This window comes from Mesorhizobium sp. 128a, from assembly GCF_053848025.1.
In genome coordinates, this window is sequence record NZ_JBSPKY010000002.1 from 433,895 (window position 1) to 453,510 (window position 19,616).

Here is a 19,616-nt window from a genome sequence, read left to right on the forward strand (position 1 = left end):
GACGATATCCAATCTCCCCCCTTGCGGGGGAGATGTCCGGCAGGACAGAGGGGGGTGGGCGGGAACGCGACGCCGGCAACTAACCCGGACCACCCCCATGAACTGGGATGACGTCCGCATCTTCCTCGCGGTGGCGCGCGCCGGCCAGATCCTCGGTGCCGCCAAGCGCCTCGAGCTCAACCACGCCACCGTCTCGCGCCGCATCGCGGCGCTCGAGGATGCGCTGCGGACCAAACTGTTTCGCCGGCTTACCACCGGCAGCGAACTGACGCCGGCCGGCGAGCGCTTTCTCGACATTGCCGAGCGCATGGAGAGCGACATGATTGCCGCGCGCTCGACTGTGTCGGGCGAAGGTGACGACATCTCCGGCACGGTGCGCATCGGCGCGCCTGACGGGTTCGGCGTCGCTTTCCTCGCCACGCGTCTGGGCGCGCTGACGGCGCTGCACCGCGAACTGACCATCCAGCTGGTGCCGGTACCGCGTTCCTTCTCGCTGTCCAGGCGCGAGGCCGATATCGCCATCACCGTCGAGCGGCCGAGCGAAGGCAGGCTGGTGGCGGGAAAGCTGGTCGACTACACGCTCGGCCTGTTTGCCTCGCGTGGCTATGTCGAGGCGCATGGCCTGCCGCGGACATCAGCGGAACTTGGCCAGCATACGTTGATCGGTTATGTGCCGGACCTCATCGTCAGCCCGTCACTCGACTATGCCGCCGAATTCAGCCCGGACTGGCGCACCAGTTTCGCCATTTCCTCGGCCCTCGGCCAGGCCGAAGCGGTGCGCTCGGGCGCCGGCATCGGCATCCTGCACACCTTCGTCGCCCGCTCGATGCCGGAGTTGATCCCCGTCGACATCGTGGCGCCGATCCGCCGCGCCTATTGGCTGGTCTATCATGAATCGGTCCGTCCGCTGCGCCGCGTCCAGATCGTCGCCAACTTCATCACCAAGGCGGTTGAGAAAGAGCGAAGCCTGTTCGTGTAGGCCGCCATTCCCTTGCCATAAAAACGGCGCGTGTGGCAGTAAGCGCGATGTCGCCGGTCATTTGAGGACTGGCTGCGCCGGGTGGGACATTTCTTTGCAAAACTGGCGCGGATCAAGATGCGAGCCATTCTAGCCATCTTGACGCTTGCTGTGCTTTCGGCCTGCGCCAACCCATGGGCCGAAGTTCCGGAATCCGACATTCCCAAGCCTGTTCGCACTGCAATGGCCCGCCCCTCGCCCTTCGTCTTTGGCAATTATTGTGGTCCCGGCACCCGCACCGGCGAAGCTCAGCCTTGCCATCGAGCGGGCGCTGGCGCGGCGTCAGGATCGACATTGTCGGCCGCATCGACCTCAAGGGCGACATTGGCGGCAAGTTGCTGACCGCGCTCAACAAGCTGTTCGTCGAGAAATATGGCGACCGCATCAACATCCGCGAATTCAAGGCGCCCGACGTCGCGCTGCATTCCAAGATCGTGATGATCGACGAAAGGCTGGTGACGATCTCGTCGGTCAACCTCAACAACCGCAGCTTCTTCCATGACCTGGAAAACGGCATGATGGTCCTCGACCCCGCCTTCTACGCCAGAATGCAGCCGGTCTACGACGACTATGTCGCCCATTCGAACCCGGTCTCGACCAAGGTGACGATACCATGGGCCTACCGGCTGCTGTTCTCGAAGGGCTGGGTGAAGGAGGCGTTTTGATCCCTACCTCTGATACCGCTCCGGCCCCAATTCCCGCACGTCGATATCCGGCACCTTGCTGGAGATGATGTCGGACAGCACCTTGGCCGAGCCGCAGGCCATGGTCCAGCCAAGCGTACCGTGGCCGGTATTGAGATAGAGGTTGGAGAACTCCGTGCGGCCGATCAGTGGCGGCCCGTCGGGCGTCATCGGCCGCAGCCCGCACCAGAACGACGCCGCCTTGAGGTCGCCGCCATCCGGGAAGAGGTCGCCGACCGAATGTTCGAGCGTGCGCCGGCGCGATTCGTGCAGCCTGAGATCGAAGCCGGAAATCTCCGCCGTGCCGCCGACGCGGATGCGGTCGCCCAGCCTGGTGATCGCCACCTTGTAGGTTTCGTCCATCACCGTTGAAACCGGTGCGGCCGTTGCATCCTTGATCGGCACGGTGATCGAATAGCCCTTGACCGGGTATACCGGGATCGGGCGCCGCAGCAGGCGCATGAAGCGCGCCGAATAGCTGCCCAGCGCCAGAACATAGGCGTCGGCCGCCCGCGAGCGCTGATCCACGCCGAGGCTGACGATACGATTGCGGTTCTTGGTGAAGCGCCTGAGCTGCGCGCCATATTCGAACGTGACGCCGCGCGCCACGCAGAGCTCGGCCAATCTGTCGGTGAACATCTTGCAGTCGCCGGTCTCGTCGCCGGGCAGCCTGAGCCCACCGACAAACTTTTCCCGCACGCTGGCCAGCGCCGGCTCGGCCTCAATGCAGCCATCGGGATCGAGCAACTCGTAGGGCACGCCGTATTTCTTCAGCACCTCGACGTCGCCGCCGGTGCCGTCGAGCTGCTTTTGCGTGCGAAACAGCTGCAGCGTGCCTTTGCTCCGCTCGTCATAGGCGATGCCGGTCGCCTCCCGTAGCGCCTTCAGCGTGTCCCGGCTGTATTCGGCGAGCGGCACCATGCGCGCCTTGTTGATGGCGTAGCGATCGGCCGTGCAGTTGCGCAGCATCTTGATGAGCCACGTCCACATATGCGGATCGAGGGCCGGCCGCACGACCAGCGGGCCATGCTTCATCAGCAGCCATTTGATCGCCTTCAGCGGAATGCCGGGACCGGCCCAGGGCGAGGCATAGCCCGGCGAGACCTCGCCGGCATTGGCGAAGCTGGTTTCCAGCGCCGGCCCTTTCTGGCGATCGAACACCGTGACCTCGTGGCCGGCCTCGGCGAGATAGTAGGCGGTGGTGACCCCGATCACGCCGCCGCCCAACACGAAGATCTTCATCGCATCACTCTCCACGACGACATCTGTCAGAAGGCCGCCATCTCCTGTCTGCCGGATTTTGCAGCGTCCGCCAAGGGGGCGCGTCTCGTCCTACGCGTCCACATAGCGGCGGTGGAAGCGGGGGCCGAGGCTGGTCAGGATTTCATAACCGATGGTGCCGGCATGGCCGGCGGCGTCATCGACGCTCTGCGACGGACCCAGCATCTCGACAAGGTCGCCTTCGCGCAGCCGCCCGGCCGGCAACGCCGAAATGTCGAGGATGATCGAATCCATCGACACCCGTCCGACAAAGGGCAGCCTGACACCTTCGAACCAGGCGGCCGACGCGGCGCGCCGGTGCCAGCCATCGGCATAGCCGAGCGAGATCGTCGCCGCGCGCAAGTGGCCGCTGGCCAAAAACGCATGGCCGTAGCCGACGCCCGCACCCTTTTCGATGCTGCGCGTCTGGATGATCTTTGCCTCCAGCCGCACCACCGGCAGCATCGGGTTTGGCTCGCCCGGTGTCGGGTTGATGCCGTAGAGCGCGGCGCCCGGGCGCGCGAGGTCGAAATGAAACGTCGGCCCCAGAAAGATGCCGGAGGAATTGGCGAGCGAAGCAGGAGCCTCGGGCAGCATCTTGCGCAAGCGCTCAAAGGCCAGCCACTGCCGCTCGTTAGCCGTATGCGCCGGCTCGTCGGCGCAGGCGAGATGGCTCATCACCAATGCCACGTCGATGCCGTCGAAGGCTGTCGCGTCTCGGGCGAGCGTCTCCACCTCGGCCGGCGGCATGCCAAGCCGCGACATGCCGCTATCGACCTGGATGGCCGCCTTGAGTTTGCGGCCGGCCTTTTGGCCGACGCCGCCCCATGCCTTCAGCTGCGCCGCACTGTTGATGACGGGCACAAGATCCGCCGCAACCGCTTCCGGCTCCGCGCCCGGCGGCAAGCCGTTCAGCACATGGATCGATGGAAACGGCCCGAGCGCGTCGCGCAGCGCGACACCCTCAGTGAGATGCGCGACAAAGAAGATGTCGCAGCCTTCGGCAACCAGTGCCGTCGCCACTTGCCGCGCGCCGAGCCCGTAACCGTCGGCCTTGACGACGCCGGCGCAGCGTACGCCGCCGAGCTTTGCCTTGAGCCGCCGGTAATTCTCCCGGACCGCGCCGAGATCGATGGTCAGGATCGCGCCTGCGGCGGCCTCGGTGATCGTATCGGATTGTGGCAGACACGCCTTCGCTTCAGTCATGGCAGACACATGGAGGTCGGCGCCGCCCCTCATTGTCCTGCCGGACCTTTCTCCCCGTATAGGGACGGGGAGAAAGGGCTGGCCTCAACGCCCGCTCTCTTCTTGCGACGCTGGAGATTGGCGAAATCGTCGACGACATTGCCCCTCTCCCCGCCCCTATACGGGGAGAGGATGGCGGCAGCCAGGTGAGGGGCAGCGCTAACGCAGCGCTAGGGGGCGATTGCCGGGCGTCGTCCATGCTTCAACCAATAAAGCATGGATTTCTTACCATGCGAACCTGGCTGCTCAAATCCGCCTACGCCAGATGCCGGAACGCCGCCACCACGTCCTCATAGACCTTGCGTTTGAACGGCACGATCAAGTCGGGCAGGTCCTGCATCGGCCGCCAGGCCCATTCATCGAATTCGGCCGTATGGCCGCCGGGCGGCGGATTGATCTGGATCTCGCTGGCCTCGCCGTGAAAGCGGTAGGCGAACCATTTCTGCGTCTGGCCGCGATAACGCCCCTTGAAGGCGATGCCGACCAGATCGGCCGGCAGATCGTAGTTGATCCAGTGCGGCGCTTCGGCCAGCAGCGTGACCGAGCGCATGCCGGTCTCTTCGTATAGCTCACGCCCGGCCGCCTGCAGCGGCTCCTCGCCCTTGTCGATGCCGCCTTGCGGCATCTGCCAGAGCTGCGTGGTGCCGGCGAATTCGCTGTCCGGTTCGGCGATGCGATGACCGACCCAGACCAGCCCGTCGCCATTGAGGATCATCAGCCCGACGCAGGGCCGGTACGGCAGCGTCTCTGGATCGACAGTTTTCTTCTTCTCCATACAGGTCAGCCTTTTTCCGGATCTATAGCCACCGCCGAGATCGGCACAATTTCGATGCCGCGCTTTTTCGCTTCGAGCACCCACGCCGCAACCGTGTCGACGGTAAGATCGAAAGCCGAGCCAATGCCGACGGCGGAGCCTTTGGCGCGTGCGGTGGCTTCCAGCGCGTCGAGCTTCTTCAGAATGGCACCGCGGTCCTGCACGGCATCGATCGCCATATCGCCGGCGACAAACGGCACGCCGTCCTTCAGGGCGAGATCGGGAGCCAGGCTCCGCGCGGACGAGCCGTCGTCAATATAGGCAAGGCCGCGCTTGCCGAGTTCGGCCATGAACGGTCCCATCGCCGTCGCGTCGGCGGAAAAGCGCGCGCCCATATAGTTCATGACGCCGGTATAGTTGGTCGTTCGCGACAACGCCCAGCGCAGGTTCTTCAGGTTGTCATCCGGGCTTGCCGCCACCGTCAGCGTGTTGCGGCCGGGATTGACGTTGGGGTAGTCGAACGGTTCGAGCGGCACCTGCATGACGACCTCATGCCCGCTCTGCCGTGCCGCCTGCATCCAGCGGCCGATGCTGTTGCCTTGCGGCGCAAAGCCCAAAGTCACTTCCGCCGGCAGCTTGGCGATTGCCGCCTGCGTGCCGGTCTGCGACACCGCAAGCCCACCGATGACAATCGCCACCCGCGCGCCGCGCGAGCCCGACCACGGCCGCGCATAGACGTCAAACGGCCGCCTGCCGTCGGCGGCGCGTACCGGCAGCGGGCCGGTGTCGCTGGCCTCGATCAGCGCCTTGTCAGGGATATGCGCAATCTTCAGATTCTGACCGATCGTCGACGGGTCATGGATGACGATGGCTGCATTGGGCGGACCATCGCCCCCTTCGGTTTGCATATGGATGATCTGCGGCCCGCTGGCCTTGGGTGGCGTTTCCGGCTTCGGCGCCGCGGGCGCTGCGGTTGGTGCCGCCGCGGCAGGCTCCGCTGCCGCCGTCACCTTCGGCGTCGAGACCACCGCCTGTTCGGGCTTGCGGAACGGCTTTTCGCGCAGCGCGATCGCGCCGGAGATGCCGACCGCGGCCAGCACGACCAGTGTCGTCGCGACAGCACGGGCGCTCAACCCGCGCGACGCGGCGCGCGGCCGGACGGTCTGTCCGAGCGGGCGTTCTATGTCTTTGCCGATGTCAGCCAAGCCGCATCCCCGGGCGCATAATTCCGAAGGGCTTCAGAAGGCGCAAATTCAACCACTGGCACGTCCCCGCGCATTCCTTGGGAACGCCGCCCCAGCCGCCCCCCGAATCAAACTGCCGGAACCTTGCGGTCCCGGCAGCATTGCATCGCATCGATCAGGCGGCCAGAGCCGTTGGTCGAGTTACTGGTTGAGCACGGCCTTCTCCGGATTCGGCGGGAAAGCCGGATCGGTCTTCTGGCCGCGCAGCAACTGTTCTGCATAGATGAGCTGCAGATCGTCCTTCGGATCTGGCGGCACATAGGCAGCCGAGCCCGAACCGGTGTCGCTCTCGTCGGCGCCCTTGATATGGCCCTTGAGGTCCGATTCGCCGCGCGTCAGGTCCCTGCCCTGCAGTTCGGGCGGCAGCGGCTGGTCGACCTTGATGTCGGGCGTAATGCCTTTGCCCTGGATCGACTTGCCGGACGGCGTGTAATAGAGCGCCGTCGTCAGGCGCAGCGCGCCGTTCTCGCCAAGCGGGATGATGGTCTGCACCGAACCCTTGCCGAAGGACTGCGTGCCGACCACGGTGGCGCGGCGCAAATCCTGCAGCGCGCCGGCAACGATTTCCGAAGCACTGGCCGAACCGCCATTGACGAGCACGATCAGCGGCTTGGCGCCGATGTCGTCGCCTGCCTTGGCGTCGAAGCGGGTGACATCCTTCGGATCGCGGCCGCGGGTCGAGACGATCTCGCCACGGTCGAGGAAGGCGTCGGACACACTCACCGCCTGGTCGAGCAACCCGCCCGGATTGAGGCGCAGATCCAGCACATAGCCCTTGAGCTTGTCGTTCGGCACCTGCTTCTTGATGGTGTCGATGGCGTTCTCGAGGTCGTCATAGGTCTTTTCGGTGAAGGAGGTGATCTTCATGTAGCCGATGTCGTTCTCGACCCGGAACTTGACCGCCTTGACCTTGATGATGTCGCGCACGACGGTGAGCTCGATCGGCTTGTCGGCGCCCTGGCGCAGGATGGTAAGCTTGATCGGCGTATTGACCAGGCCGCGCATCTTTTCGACTGCGTCGTTGAGCGTCAGGCCGCGAACCTCTTGGCCGTCGATCTTGGCGATATAGTCGCCGGCCAGCACGCCTGCCTTGGCGGCCGGGGTGTCGTCGATCGGCGTGATTACCTTGACCAGGTCGTTCTCCATGGTGACCTCGATGCCGAGGCCGCCGAACTCACCCTTGGTCTGCACGCGCATGTCCTGCGCCTGCTCGGCATTCATGTAGGACGAGTGCGGATCGAGCGAGGCGAGCATGCCGTTGATGGCGTTTTCGACCAGCGACTTGTCGTCCGGCGGCGTCACATACTGCGCCCGCACGCGCTCGAAAATGTCGCCGAAGATCGCCAGCTGCTTGTAGGTTTCGGAGCCTGCAGCGTTCGCCGTCGAGCCGGGCGCGCCATAGACCAGGCTCATCGCTGACGCGCCCATCAGCGCACCGGCAATAAGAAGCGACAGTTTCCGCATCATTTCAGGTCCTTCCAGAGAAGCGGTCCGCCCACCATGGGGTCGGATCGACGGGTTTTCCATCCTTGCGGAACTCGACGTAGAGTTCCGGCGTGGCATTTCCATTCTTCGAGGCCGAGGTGCTTGCCACCCGGGCCTCTCCCATCGCGCCGACCGGCTCTCCTGCGAGTACCGACTGGCCAGACGCGACGCTGATTCTGCTCATCCCCGCCAGGACGACATGATAGCCGTCTCCCGCATTGAGGATCAAGAGTTGACCATAGGAGCGAAAAGGCCCCGCATAAAGCACATTTCCGTCCGCCGGTGCCGTGACGATGGCTCCCGATTGTGTCGCAACCATGTCGCCAAGCATCACCGCGCCGTTACCGTCATCGGCCCCGAAATGGCGCTTGATCTTGCCGGTGACCGGCAGCGCGACCTGGCCCTGAAGCGCCGAAAACGGCGCCGCCGCGGTGAGACGATTGCCTTCCGGCACCGGCAGCGAGGCGAGCTCGGTCGACGCGGTGCTATCCGCGTCCGTCTTGTCGCCGTCGGCGGCCTTCTGCTCGCCGGCCTTGGCAGCATCCGCCGCCTTGCGGCTCTTGTCGGCCTCGAGCGAGGCAATCAGTTCCTTCAAGCTGCCGGCCTTAGCCGCAAGTGCCTGGGATCGCCGCTTTTCCGCCACCATCGCGGTCCAGGTGTCCGCCTCGAGCTTCTGCTTGGCCTCGAGCAGCATGGAGAGGCGCTTCTTCTCCGCTGTCTGCTCGCCGACCGCCGCCGTCAGCCGGGTCCGCTCGGCCTCGATCGAGGCTGTCACCCGCGTCTGTTCCTTGAGGTCGGCCAGCAGTTTTTCAGTCTGCTGGCGCAGTTCCGGCACCACCGCGCCGAGCAGGATGGCGCTGCGCACCGACGACAGCGCGTCTTCCGGCTTGACCAGGATCGCCGGCGGCGGATTGAGCCCCATGCGCTGCAACGCGCCCAGCACCTCGGCCAGCACGTCGCGCCGCGCCGCCAGTGAGACGCGGATCTTCTGCTCCTCGCCCTTCAGGCCTTCGAGCCTGGCGCCGATATCCTCGATGTCCTGGCCGAGCTTCTGCTCGGTCATCGCCGACTGGATCAGCGCCGCGGTGATCGAAGCATGGTCCTTCTTGACCGCCGCAATGTCGGCAGCAAGCTTGGCCAATCGTTCGGACGACAGCGTGATCTCGGCCGAAACCTTCTCATATTCGGCGCGGCTTTGATCGGGGTCGGGCGCCACGTCGAGCGTGTTTTCGGCCCGCGCAAGCCCGAGCGACAGCAAAACCACTGCTGCAGCGATGCCGCAGCGCGCGTGCCGGAAGCCCGTTCCTGATTTCCCGCTTTCAGACATTGAAGCCCGACTCTATGCGTGGCTTCGTTAACGAACCATCAACCATGATCGAAACCGAAGCCGAATGCATGTCGCCCAAAAGTGACCTCGGTTTTGGGAAAACGACATGCATAAAACCAAAAGACCTAAAGCGCGTCGCATGACGCGCTTTAGCATAAAACAGCGGTGCATTGGGGCGGAAATCGGTACGGTTGACCTCAACCCACCGGTTTACGAACGATGATAGGGATGGCCTGCAAGAATCGTCGCCGCGCGGTAAAGCTGCTCACCCAGCATGACACGCACCAGCTGGTGCGGCCAGGTTGCGGCGCCGAACGACAGCACCAGATCGGCCTGGTCGCGCAGCGGCTGGTCGTGACCATCGGCGCCGCCAATGGCGATGACCAGCGCCTTGCGGCCGCCGTCGCGCAGCTGGCCGATGCGGGTGGCAAAATCGTCCGAGGACAGGTTTTTGCCGCGTTCATCCAGAAGGAACAGCGCCGTGCCCGGCTGCAGCTGCGCCTGCAGCTTCTGGCCTTCCTCGCGGCGGCGCTCATTGGCGTTCTGGGCGCGTCCCTCAGGAATCTCGGCGACACCAGAGAATTCGAGCCCGATCGCCGGGCCGCTCTTGCCGAAACGCTCGAAATAGCGGTCGGCCAACTCTCTCTCGGGGCCGGTCTTCATCCGGCCCACGGCATGAACTGATATCTTCATCCCTGCCTCGCCGAGCTTTCAGCCCATGTCGCACCCACGACGGTTACGACATGAGACGGAGCTCAGTGCAAGGTCTCTTCCTCGAGATCCGGCGCCTGCCACATCTTTTCAAGATTGTAGAATTCGCGGACTTCGGGGCGGAAGACATGGACGATGATGTCGCCTGAATCGATCAGGACCCAGTCGGCGCCGGACAGCCCCTCGACGCGCGCCATGCCGAGTCCGGCATCCTTGAGCGCCTTGAGGAGATGGTCGGCAACAGCCGAGACATGACGGTGCGATCGGCCCGATGCGACGACCATGTAGTCGCCGAGGCTCGATTTCCCCTGAATGTCGATTGAGACAATATTTTCGGCCTTGGAGTCTTCCAGACTGGCAAGGACTGTCTTGATGGCGCGGGACACGGCGTCGTCTACGCTGATCCCGGCCGGCGAAGGCACGATGTCGGCCTTCTTCCGTAGTGCTGTTCTCAGTGTATTTCCTTTCGCAGCAAGAACAACCAAATCACCCATGAAATCAGGTGACACCCCATAGATAGGCAGAGTTCCGTTGCAGTTTCAAGACGGACCCTCTGCGAGCGCGAACGTGGCGCCCACCTTGCGGTTCCGCCGAGCTTCAAAAAAATCGGAACCCATGGCGTCCGCAGGGGTTATCGACACTCCCCCAACCGGATTTTCCTGATGCCTATCGACCCCCAAAACACGCTTCTCACCGTGCAGGCAGGGCTTGCGCAACTCAGCACGCTGATTGTCTCCTATTCCTTCTCCGCCATCGGCGCCATCATCCTGCTGGTGGTCGGCTACGCCGTGGCCGGGCTCGCCGAGCGCTCGATCTCAGCCGGGCTCGGCCATATCCATGGCTTCGACGCGACGCTGCGCCATTTCTTCTCGAAGATCGTGCGCTACGCCATCCTGATCCTCGTCGTCATCATGGTGCTCGGCCAGTTCGGCGTACAGACGGCCTCGATCATCGCCGCCATCGGCGCCATCGGCCTGGCCATTGGTCTTGCGCTGCAAGGCACGCTGCAGAACATCGCCGCCGGCATCATGCTTCTGGCGCTCAGGCCGTTCCGCATCGGTGAATATGTCGAGGTCGGCGCCATTGCCGGCACGATCGAGGAAATCGGCCTTTTCGCCACCAAGCTTCGCACGACGGACGGCGTCTACGTGCTGGCGCCCAATTCGACGCTGTGGAATCAGCCGGTTCGCAATTTTACCCGCAACGGCGTGCGCCGCAGCGACATCACGCTGACCATCGGCTCGTGGAACGACATCGACCTGGCGCAGAAGACCATGCTGGGCGTCGCCGGTGGCGAGCGCCGCATCAAACGCGAGCCGGCGCCGATCGCCTTCGTCGCCACGGTCGGCGATGCCAGCGTCGCCATCACCTTGCGCTATTGGACGTCAGCGGCGGATTTCTTCGCCACCCAGATCGATCTCACCAAACGCGTCAAGCAAGCCTTCGACGCCGAGGCCATCTCGGTTCCGGCACCGCCGCCGGAGGCCCGACAGGAGGCATCCGCCACCCGACAGTAGGTCCGAGGAACTGTTCCTTGCTTCAGCAATTCCGGACGGAAACCGCTTCACACTTTTCCTGAAATTGCTTTAGCGCTGCTCTTCCGGGGCGTAAGCGAGCTCTACCGGCAACGGCGCCTGTGCCGACATCGGCGCGAAACTGCCGGTCTCCGTGGCGGGGACGGCGCGCGTCGTCGCCACCCGCCACAGCACGAACAGGCAAAAGACGGTGGCGATGACGATGGCCACATAGATGAAGGCCTGCGTTCCATAGACGGCCGACAGGGCCGTCACGATGCCCGGCACGATGAAACCCGACAGCGACCAGGCAAACAGCAGCGAACTCGACAGTGCCACCATGTCGTCCTTGCCGGCGCGATCGGCGGCATGCGCGCTGGCCAGCGAATAGATCGATTCCGAAGCGCCGTCCCAGATCACATAGATCACCACCAGCACCGCCAGCGCGCCCCCATCGAAGCCGATGGCCAGCAAGCCGGTGACGATGGCGAGTGCCGCAGCACCTGCGAGCACGTAGCGGCGGTCGGTACGGTCAGAGATCCAGCCGAGCGGAATTTGAAGGATCAGCGTGCCTACCGGCATGGCCGAGAGCAGCAGCGCCACATCGGCCTGGCTGTAGCCCTTGGCCGTGGCGTGGATCGGCGCGAATCCCGAGATCGCCATCGATAGGCCGCCAACCGCAAGCATGCCGGCCACCCCCACTGGCGAAATCCGCCAGGCGCGGCCAAGCGCCACGGACGCGGCCTGCGGCGGTGGCGGCTGGGCGAGCCGCGTCATGCCGACCGGCAGGATCGACAGCGCGGTGAAGGCAATGCCGATCAGCGGCGCTTCGGCCGTCGCGATATCGACCGCCGCGAGCAGAGCATAGCCGACGCCGAGGCCGGCGACATAAGCGACGTAGAACACCGCCATCACCCGGCCTCTGATAGCATTGGCGACGGCATCGTTGAGCCAGCTCTGGGCAACGATGAAAAGGCCGCATATGGCAAACCCATAAAGCGCACGCGCCGCAATCCACAAAAGCGGATAGGTGCCGGCGCCGATGGCGGCGTTGGACAGCGCAATCAGCGCCGACAGCACCATGAAGGCGCGAGCATGCCCGACCCTTCTGACGAGAGGTCCGGTCAGGATGCAGCCGGCAAGGCCGCCGGCCGACAGACCGGTGATGATCAGCCCGGCCCAGGTCGGATCGAAACGCTCGACGCCGAGCCGAACCGGGATATAGGCGAACATCAGCCCGTTGCCGACCGCGATCAGGGCCATCGACACAACGACACTGGCAATGGCGATCACCGGCGCCGGCGGGGCGCCGTGCTGCGGGTCGATGTGGGTGTGATTCACTGGAGTGGCCATATCAGCGCAGCATCGCTCAGCCGACGTTGAAAGGCCGCCGTAAAAGCGACATGGGCGGTTTCCCCCTTCTCCCCTTGTGGGAGAAGGTGGATCGGCGCGACAACGCCGAGACGGATGAGGGGTGTTCCAGCGGAGTGAGGCGTCGGCGTTCCCTGGAACACCCCTCATCCGTCGCCTACGGCGACACCTTCCCCCACAAGGGGGGAAGGGGAAATCAGCCCTTACCCCTTCGCTTGCCTGCGAATAGCGCTCGACGACAGCGACGAGCGCGGGCCGTGAATAAAAGTCCAGGCCGGCGCTTTCATGCGGGCAAGCCTGGGTGCGTCGCCCTCGTCGACGCGGGCATAATCGAAGGTCTTGGCAACGACGGAAGACAGGAAAGACAGGGTTGCGCCCGGGCGGTCGATGACGGCGATCGGGAAGGTCATGACGATCTGGCGCCAGCGCTGCCAGCGATGGAAATCGCGAAGTGAGTCGGCGCCCATGATCCAGACGAAATCGACACCCGGATTGCGCGCCTTGACCAGCGCCAGCGTGTCGGCGGTGAAGCGGATATGGTGCGCCGCCTCGAAGGCAGTGACCTTGATCTTCGGGTTCTTGGCGATCTGCTCAGACTGGGCCAGGCGGTGACTGAGCGGTGCCAGTTCACGCGTGTTCTTCAGCGGATTGCCCGGCGTTACCATCCACCACAGCTGGTCAAGCGCCAGACGCCTGAGCGCAATCTCGGCCACCAGCGCATGGCCGGCATGCGGCGGGTTGAACGAGCCGCCGAACAGGCCGACGGCGAGGCCCTTTTCGGCGTGCGGCATGCGGAGATAGGGCGAGGGGATGGCAGGCGCCGACGTGGATAGCATCGCGCTAGGCACCCCCCTCTGTCCTGCCGGACATCTCCCCCGCAGGTGGGGAGATTGGCAGTTCCATCGATAACGCGCTTCTTCCCACGCCGGAGATTGGCGAAAGCCGTAAAGACATCTGATCTCCCCCCTTGCAGGGGAGATGTCCGGCAGGACAGAGGGGGGTGCCTGGATGCAAGCTTCAGGCCTTGTGAACGACCGGCATCAAGGCCTCACCTGTCCCGACCCGCGCACGCGGTATTTGAACGAGGTCAGCTGCTCAACGCCGACCGGCCCGCGCGCGTGCATCTTGCCGGTGGCGATGCCGATCTCGGCGCCCATGCCGAACTCGCCGCCATCGGCGAACTGGGTCGAGGCATTGTGCAGGAGAATCGCCGAATCGATCTCGTTGAAGAAGCGCTCCACCGCCTTTGCATCCTCGGCAATGATCGCCTCGGTGTGATGCGAGGAGAACGTTTCGATATGGTCGATAGCGCCGGCGATGCCTTCGACCAGCTTCACTGCGATGATGGCGTCGAGATATTCGGTCACCCAGTCGCCATCGGTCGCCGGCTTGGCGTCGTCGAACAGCTTCATCACTTCGAGATCGGCATGGATTTCGCAGCCGGCGGCACGCAGCGCGTCGAGGATTGGTACCAGATGGGTGGACGCGACGGCGCGGTCGACCAGCAGCGTCTCGGCGGCGCCGCAGACGCCCGTGCGGCGCATCTTGGCGTTGACGGCGATCTTCACCGCCATGTCGAGATCGGCCGAGCCGTCGATATAGAGATGACAGATGCCTTCGAGATGAGCGAATACCGGCACCCGCGCCTCGCTCTGCACCCGACCGACCAGGCTTTTGCCGCCGCGTGGAATGATGACGTCGAGATTGCCGGAGAGCCCCTTCAGCATTTCGCCGACAGCGGCGCGATCGGTGGTCGGCACCAGCTGGATGGCATCTTCCGGCAGGCCGGCGGCCTTCAGCCCTTCGACCAGGCAGGCATGGATGGCGGCGGATGAATTGAGCGAATCCGAACCGCCGCGCAAAATCACCGGATTGCCGGCCTTGAGGCAGAGCGCACCGGCATCCGCCGTCACGTTCGGTCGGCTCTCATAGATGACGCCGACGACGCCGAGCGGCGTGCGTACGCGCTCGATATGCAGGCCGTTGGGACGGTCCCATGCGGCGATGACGTCGCCGACCGGATCCTTGAGTGCGGCGATTTCGCGGATACCTTCGGCCATGGCGCGGATGCGCGCCGGATCGAGCTTCAGCCGATCCATGAAGGAGGAGGACAAGCCCGATTCGTGGCCATTCGAGACGTCGATGGCGTTGGCTTGGAGTATTTCAGCTTCGCGACGGACAATCGCATCCGCCATGGCCAGCAGCGCGGCGTTCTTGGCGGCGGTGGTGGCGATGGCCAGCGGTCGGGCGGCAGCGCGGGCGCGGCGGCCGATATCGGCCATCAAACTGACTACATCATCGCCTTGGTGTTTTTTCAGCATCTGACCGCTCCGGTGAAGCCTGGTGGATTTACACGCGGCTGGCCTTCGCGGCAATGGCCGCAAGGCTGAGGGGGCAGAATGAACAGAGCCATAATCCTGGTTGCGCTCGGAGCGATGCTCTTGCCGACAGGCGTTCGCGCCGCCGATTATTGCGACGACAAGATCGAACCCGGCGAGAGTCCCGACGGCAAAGCCATGACCATGATGGCCACGATAGTGTCCTTCGCGCTCGCCGAGCGCTATTGCGGCGCACCGCCGACACCGCCTTCCCAGATCTTCGTCGTTGTTGAGGAAATCCATGGGTGTGGACCGCGTGCTCGGCTTGAGGCGGAGTTTAAAAAACGGACGGAAGAGGAAAAGGGCGCAGAAGCAATGACGGCCGACGCTATCATCCGCGATATCCCCTTCGGAGAAGAGAAGGATATGCCCCAGGCTGAAGTGGATCGACGCGCCAAGGCCGCTATCGAAGGAGAGTTAGGAGGGTGCGGTGAGCTTCTGAAAATGCGGCAGGAGTTTCTGAAGATGTACCGCAATCCGCCCAAATGGCCGCCTGAAGCTGAGAAATAATAACGCGCCTGCTGGCATCTCAGCCGGTGGTGCCGCTCACCACAAGGTCATCTCTGTGGATCATCGCAGAGCGCGCCTCGTAGCCGAGCACGGTTTCGATCTCGGCGGTCTTCAGGCCTGCGATCCTCACGGCATCGGCGGCATCATAGGCGACCAGCCCGCGCGCGATCTCGCGGCCTTCGGGCGAGAGGATCGCCACCGTGTCGCCGCGCGAGAAATTGCCGCTGACCAGCCTGACGCCGGCCGGCAGCAGCGATTTGCCCGACAGAAGCGCGCCAATGGCGCCGGCGTCGACGGTCAACCGCCCCGCCGGTTCGAGCTGGCCGGCGATCCAGGTCTTGTAGCCCTTCACCGGGTTGGCGCTCGGCCTGAAGACGGTGGCGCGCTCGCCGCGCTCGATCGCCATCAGCGGCGACAGCCTGGTGCCGGAGGTGATGATCATGGCGGTGCCGGCGGCCGTGGCAATCTTGCCGGCATCGAGCTTGGTGCGCATGCCGCCACGCGACAGTTCGGACGCGGCAGCACCCGCCATCGCCTCGATATCGGGCGTGATGCGGTCGACCACCGGAATGAATTTTGCAGCGGGATCGCGCGCCGGCGGTGCGGTGTAGAGCCCGTCAATGTCTGAGAGCAGGACCAAAAGGTCGGCGCCCATCATCGTCGCCACCCGCGCCGCCAGCCGGTCATTGTCGCCATAGCGGATTTCGGAGGTCGCCACCGTGTCGTTCTCGTTGATGACCGGCACCGCCTTCATCTTGAGCAGCGTCGAGATCGTGGCGCGGGCATTGAGGTAGCGGCGGCGCTCTTCGGTGTCGCCGAGCGTCAGCAGGATCTGGCCCGATTTCAGCGCGCCCTTGCCCAGCGCATCCGACCATGCGCCGGCCAGCGCAATCTGCCCGACAGCCGCTGCCGCCTGGCTCTCTTCGAGCTTCAATGCCCGCTTGCCAAGCCCCAGAATGGTGCGGCCGAGCGCAATGGCGCCGGACGAAACAACGAGAATCTCAGCACCGCCATTGGCCAGCACCGCAATGTCCTCGGCAAGCGAGGCCAGCCAGTCGCGCCTCAGCCCGCTGGTGCGGTCGACCAGCAAGGCCGAGCCGATCTTGACCGTGATGCGCCGGTATTTTGTCAGCGACTGCGCCGTCATTGTTATGAATTCCAGCGGGTCTCGGCGGGGGCCGTAGCCCTGTCGCGCGCTTCGCCAACCACCGCCATCAGCGCGCGCAGCACCGCTTCGACGCCTTCGCCGGTGACTGCCGACAACAACATCGGCGCGCGGCCGGCAGCGCGTTTCAGCGATGCGGCCTTCTTCTTGCGTTCATCGGCGTCGAGGATGTCGATCTGGCTGAGCGCCACGATCTCGACCTTGTCGGTCAAGCCGTTGCCGTACGCTTCGAGTTCGGCGCGCACGGTCTTGTAGGCCTTGCCCGGGTTCTCTTCCTGCGCCGAGACCAGGTGCAGCAGCACCCGTGTGCGCTCGACATGGCCGAGGAAACGGTCGCCGATGCCGACGCCCTCATGTGCGCCTTCGATCAGGCCCGGTATGTCGGCGATGACGAATTCGCGCGCGTCGATGCGGGCAACGCCGAGGCCGGGATGCAGCGTGGTGAATGGGTAGTCGGCGATCTTGGGCTTGGCCGCGGTCACCGCCGCCAGGAAGGTCGACTTGCCGGCATTGGGCAAGCCGACGAGGCCGGCGTCCGCAATCAGCTTCAGCCGCAGCCAGACGTTCATCTCTTCTCCGGGCAGGCCGGGATTGGCGCGGCGCGGCGCCTGGTTGGTCGAGGTCTTGAAATGCTGGTTGCCGAAACCGCCATTGCCGCCCTTGGCGAGCAGGTAGCGCTGGCCGACCACGGTCAGGTCGCAGATCAGCGTCTCATTGTCCTCGGCAAACACCTGGGTTCCCGCCGGCACTTTCAGCGTCACGTCGGCGCCCTTGGCCCCGGTCATGTTGCGGCCCATGCCGTGGACGCCGGTCTTGGCCTTGAAATGCTGCTGGTAGCGATAGTCGATCAGCGTGTTCAGCCCGTTGACGGCTTCCAGCCACACATCGCCGCCGCGGCCGCCGTCGCCGCCATCCGGGCCGCCGAACTCGATGAACTTTTCGCGCCGGAACGACACCGACCCGGCGCCGCCGTCACCGGAGCGGATATAGACCTTGGCTTGATCGAGAAATTTCATTGGACTACGCAGTTTCTGCCGTTGGCCTTGCGGCTTTGCTCTAACCTTGCGCCTTGCTCTAAACCAAGGCGGACCGAAGGGCGAGGCCGATTTGCGACTAAAGCGCCTGATGCCCTTTTGCCGGGGACGCAGTAGCTGTGTTCGCGGGACGGAGCGTGAGGGGGGCGGGAATGAAGGTTGTCACCTATAACATCCAGTACGGCATCGGGCTCGATGGCCGATACGATCTCGGCCGCATCACCGACGCGGTGCGCGGCGCCGACGTGATTGCCCTGCAGGAAGTGACCCGCAACAACCCGAGGAACGGCAACCGCGACATGGTGACCGAGATCGGCGAGGCGCTGCCTGAGTATTTTGCCGCCTATGGCAGCAATTTCGAGGTCAATGTCGGTTCGCGCCTGGAGGAAGGCCGCGCCATCACCACAACCTTCCAGCTCGGCAACATGGTGCTGTCGAAGACGCCCATCCAACTGTCGCGCAATCTGCTTTTGCCGCGCAGTCGCAGCCTGGAGGCGATGAACTTCCAGCGCGGTGCGCTCGAGGCGCTGATCGAGACCCCGCTCGGCTTCGTGCGCTTCTATTCCACCCACCTCGACCATCGCAGTCCGGTTGAGCGCGCCAGCCAGATCCGTTTTCTGCGCCAGCGCCTGTTGAACTATGCCCTCGAGGGCGGCGGTCTCTCCGGCATTCCCGAGATCGGCCTGCCTGACCTGCCCTATCCCGAAGCCTTCATCGTCATGGGCGACTTCAACATGCTGCCCGGCTCCTCGGAGTATGTCGAACTCGTCGGCCGCCCGGACCACGAGTTCGGCATGCCGCTGACCGCCGATCTCGCCGTCGATGTCGCCCAGCGCCTCGATGCATCGGATCTCGTCACCTGGGTCGACCCCAACCGGCCCGAGGACGCAGGCCGCCACAAACGCATCGACTACATCTTCACCTCAGCCTCGCTCGCCGGCTCGCTGAAGCGCCTGTGGGTCGACCAGAAAGCCGTCGGCTCGGACCACTTGCCGGTCTGGGTAGAGATGGGCTGAGCCTGCGGCCGAAGACTTTTCGGACCTCAATTCGGGCCGAGCGCTAGGTGGGTCGAGATTCAGGTTAGGCCGAGTCGAAAACGCTGGTTTTCGAGAACCGGAGCGGAGCGTACTTGAAGTACGTGAGCACCGGAAGCGCAGAAAACCAGCGTTTGCAGGCCGGCATCACCTGAATACCGACCCACCTAGAAGTGGACCCAGTTGCGGAGGCTGATCCACGTCTTGCGATCCAGCCTATACCGCTCGACCGGCACCTGGCCGGCGACGATCGAGTTCAGCATGCCCTGGCCCGCATACTGGAAGCCGCACTTGTGGATGACCCTGCGCGAGGCCGGATTGATGACCCTGGTCGAGGCCTGCAGCACCTGCGTCGACGTCCGCTGGAAAGCGAGGTCGACCAGCGCATGCGCGGCCTCCGTCGCATAGCCGCGCTTCCAGTAGGGCTCGCCGATCCAGTAGCCGAGCTCCAGTCCGCGATCGGTCATGTTGAGGCCGGCGCAGCCGACGAACGTGTCGGTGCCGGCCAGCGTCAGCGCATAGGCAATGCCGGCGCGGCGCGACCGGGTCATGGCCAGGAAGGCGCGCGCCTCGGCCTCCCCATAGGGGTGCGGCATGCGGGCCAGCATTTCGGCGACATGACGGTTGTCGGCAAGCTCGACCAGTTGCGCGATATCGGCTTCGCAGGGCGCCCGCATCACCAGCCGCTCCGTGGCCAGCGTCGGGCAGTCTATCGCGTAACTTTCGTCTTCGGTGTCTTCCGCTTCGGCAACCATTTTCAGTCCTCCAGGCAAGAAAAAAGGGGAGATGGAAAACCCATCTCCCCTGATCCTTTTCCTGGATTTGCCAAACCTTTTGGCTTCCAGACACCGGTTCCCGAGATGGGCGCCGGTTTTATAGTGCG

Annotated in this window: 19 protein-coding genes; 5 read left to right on the plus strand and 14 right to left on the minus strand. The window is 64.4% G+C overall.

Features of this window, described 5'->3' with window-relative positions:
- Positions 1 to 97 precede the first annotated feature (97 nt).
- Together ACWTU9_RS05845 and ACWTU9_RS05850 are read left to right on the plus strand one after the other, a co-directional pair.
- Complete coding sequence (locus ACWTU9_RS05845; protein ID WP_455857464.1) at positions 98 to 979, plus strand: LysR family transcriptional regulator; 882 nt, start codon at positions 98 to 100, stop codon at positions 977 to 979.
- Between the two features lie 293 nt (positions 980 to 1,272).
- Positions 1,273 to 1,683, plus strand: coding sequence for a phospholipase D-like domain-containing protein (locus ACWTU9_RS05850; protein WP_455857465.1), 411 nt, complete (start codon positions 1,273 to 1,275; stop codon positions 1,681 to 1,683).
- 3 nt (positions 1,684 to 1,686) lie between these two features.
- Here ACWTU9_RS05850 and ACWTU9_RS05855 read toward each other — a convergent pair whose 3' ends face one another.
- The 8 genes from ACWTU9_RS05855 to rsfS all read right to left on the minus strand — a co-directional run bounded on the left by ACWTU9_RS05855 (position 1,687) and on the right by rsfS (position 10,149).
- Positions 1,687 to 2,943, minus strand: a complete 1,257-nt coding sequence (locus ACWTU9_RS05855; RefSeq protein ID WP_455857466.1) for a D-amino acid dehydrogenase — start codon at positions 2,941 to 2,943, stop codon at positions 1,687 to 1,689.
- Positions 2,944 to 3,033: 90 nt separating this feature from the next.
- Positions 3,034 to 4,167, minus strand: coding sequence for an alanine racemase (gene alr, locus ACWTU9_RS05860; RefSeq protein ID WP_455857467.1), 1,134 nt, complete (start codon positions 4,165 to 4,167; stop codon positions 3,034 to 3,036).
- A 295-nt stretch (positions 4,168 to 4,462) separates the two neighbouring features.
- Complete coding sequence (locus ACWTU9_RS05865; RefSeq protein WP_455857468.1) at positions 4,463 to 4,981, minus strand: RNA pyrophosphohydrolase; 519 nt, start codon at positions 4,979 to 4,981, stop codon at positions 4,463 to 4,465.
- A gap of 5 nt (positions 4,982 to 4,986) precedes the next feature.
- Positions 4,987 to 6,165: a divergent polysaccharide deacetylase family protein gene (locus tag ACWTU9_RS05870; protein WP_455857469.1), complete on the minus strand. Its 1,179-nt coding sequence runs from the start codon at positions 6,163 to 6,165 to the stop codon at positions 4,987 to 4,989.
- A gap of 180 nt (positions 6,166 to 6,345) precedes the next feature.
- Positions 6,346 to 7,671 carry a S41 family peptidase gene (locus ACWTU9_RS05875; protein WP_454572927.1) on the minus strand — a complete coding sequence of 442 codons (1,326 nt, stop codon included), beginning with the start codon at positions 7,669 to 7,671 and terminating at the stop codon, positions 6,346 to 6,348.
- 1 nt (position 7,672) lies between these two features.
- Positions 7,673 to 9,016, minus strand: a complete 1,344-nt coding sequence (locus ACWTU9_RS05880) for a murein hydrolase activator EnvC family protein (protein ID WP_455857470.1) — start codon at positions 9,014 to 9,016, stop codon at positions 7,673 to 7,675.
- Positions 9,017 to 9,226: 210 nt separating this feature from the next.
- Complete coding sequence (gene rlmH, locus ACWTU9_RS05885; RefSeq protein ID WP_455857471.1) at positions 9,227 to 9,709, minus strand: 23S rRNA (pseudouridine(1915)-N(3))-methyltransferase RlmH; 483 nt, start codon at positions 9,707 to 9,709, stop codon at positions 9,227 to 9,229.
- Positions 9,710 to 9,771: 62 nt separating this feature from the next.
- The gene (rsfS, locus tag ACWTU9_RS05890) at positions 9,772 to 10,149 is read right to left on the minus strand and encodes a ribosome silencing factor (RefSeq protein ID WP_454572924.1); all 378 of its coding nucleotides are present in this window, start codon (positions 10,147 to 10,149) and stop codon (positions 9,772 to 9,774) included.
- 240 nt (positions 10,150 to 10,389) lie between these two features.
- On the opposite strand from rsfS, the gene ACWTU9_RS05895 reads away from it, so the two are divergent.
- Entirely contained in the window at positions 10,390 to 11,244 is an 855-nt protein-coding gene (locus ACWTU9_RS05895) for a mechanosensitive ion channel family protein (protein ID WP_454589042.1), read from the plus strand.
- A gap of 69 nt (positions 11,245 to 11,313) precedes the next feature.
- Here ACWTU9_RS05895 and ACWTU9_RS05900 read toward each other — a convergent pair whose 3' ends face one another.
- The 3 genes from ACWTU9_RS05900 to ACWTU9_RS05910 form a co-directional block, all read right to left on the minus strand.
- The gene (locus ACWTU9_RS05900) at positions 11,314 to 12,594 is read right to left on the minus strand and encodes an MFS transporter (protein ID WP_455857472.1); all 1,281 of its coding nucleotides are present in this window, start codon (positions 12,592 to 12,594) and stop codon (positions 11,314 to 11,316) included.
- A 221-nt stretch (positions 12,595 to 12,815) separates the two neighbouring features.
- On the minus strand, positions 12,816 to 13,448 hold the full coding sequence (locus tag ACWTU9_RS05905) for a nicotinate-nucleotide adenylyltransferase (RefSeq protein ID WP_455857473.1): 633 nt from the start codon (positions 13,446 to 13,448) through the stop codon (positions 12,816 to 12,818).
- A gap of 204 nt (positions 13,449 to 13,652) precedes the next feature.
- A complete protein-coding gene (locus ACWTU9_RS05910; protein WP_455857474.1) occupies positions 13,653 to 14,933 on the minus strand; it encodes a glutamate-5-semialdehyde dehydrogenase in 1,281 nt (426 codons plus the stop codon).
- Between the two features lie 78 nt (positions 14,934 to 15,011).
- On the opposite strand from ACWTU9_RS05910, the gene ACWTU9_RS05915 reads away from it, so the two are divergent.
- Positions 15,012 to 15,500: a hypothetical protein gene (locus tag ACWTU9_RS05915; protein WP_455857475.1), complete on the plus strand. Its 489-nt coding sequence runs from the start codon at positions 15,012 to 15,014 to the stop codon at positions 15,498 to 15,500.
- Between the two features lie 19 nt (positions 15,501 to 15,519).
- Here ACWTU9_RS05915 and proB read toward each other — a convergent pair whose 3' ends face one another.
- Complete coding sequence (proB, locus tag ACWTU9_RS05920; RefSeq protein ID WP_455857476.1) at positions 15,520 to 16,647, minus strand: glutamate 5-kinase; 1,128 nt, start codon at positions 16,645 to 16,647, stop codon at positions 15,520 to 15,522.
- 2 nt (positions 16,648 to 16,649) lie between these two features.
- A complete protein-coding gene (gene obgE / locus ACWTU9_RS05925; protein WP_455857477.1) occupies positions 16,650 to 17,681 on the minus strand; it encodes a GTPase ObgE in 1,032 nt (343 codons plus the stop codon).
- A 170-nt stretch (positions 17,682 to 17,851) separates the two neighbouring features.
- On the opposite strand from obgE, the gene ACWTU9_RS05930 reads away from it, so the two are divergent.
- The gene (locus tag ACWTU9_RS05930; RefSeq protein ID WP_455857478.1) at positions 17,852 to 18,715 is read left to right on the plus strand and encodes an endonuclease/exonuclease/phosphatase family protein; all 864 of its coding nucleotides are present in this window, start codon (positions 17,852 to 17,854) and stop codon (positions 18,713 to 18,715) included.
- A 185-nt stretch (positions 18,716 to 18,900) separates the two neighbouring features.
- On the opposite strand, the gene ACWTU9_RS05935 is transcribed toward ACWTU9_RS05930, so the two are convergent.
- On the minus strand, positions 18,901 to 19,488 hold the full coding sequence (locus tag ACWTU9_RS05935) for a GNAT family N-acetyltransferase (RefSeq protein ID WP_454572915.1): 588 nt from the start codon (positions 19,486 to 19,488) through the stop codon (positions 18,901 to 18,903).
- Positions 19,489 to 19,616 lie beyond the last annotated feature (128 nt).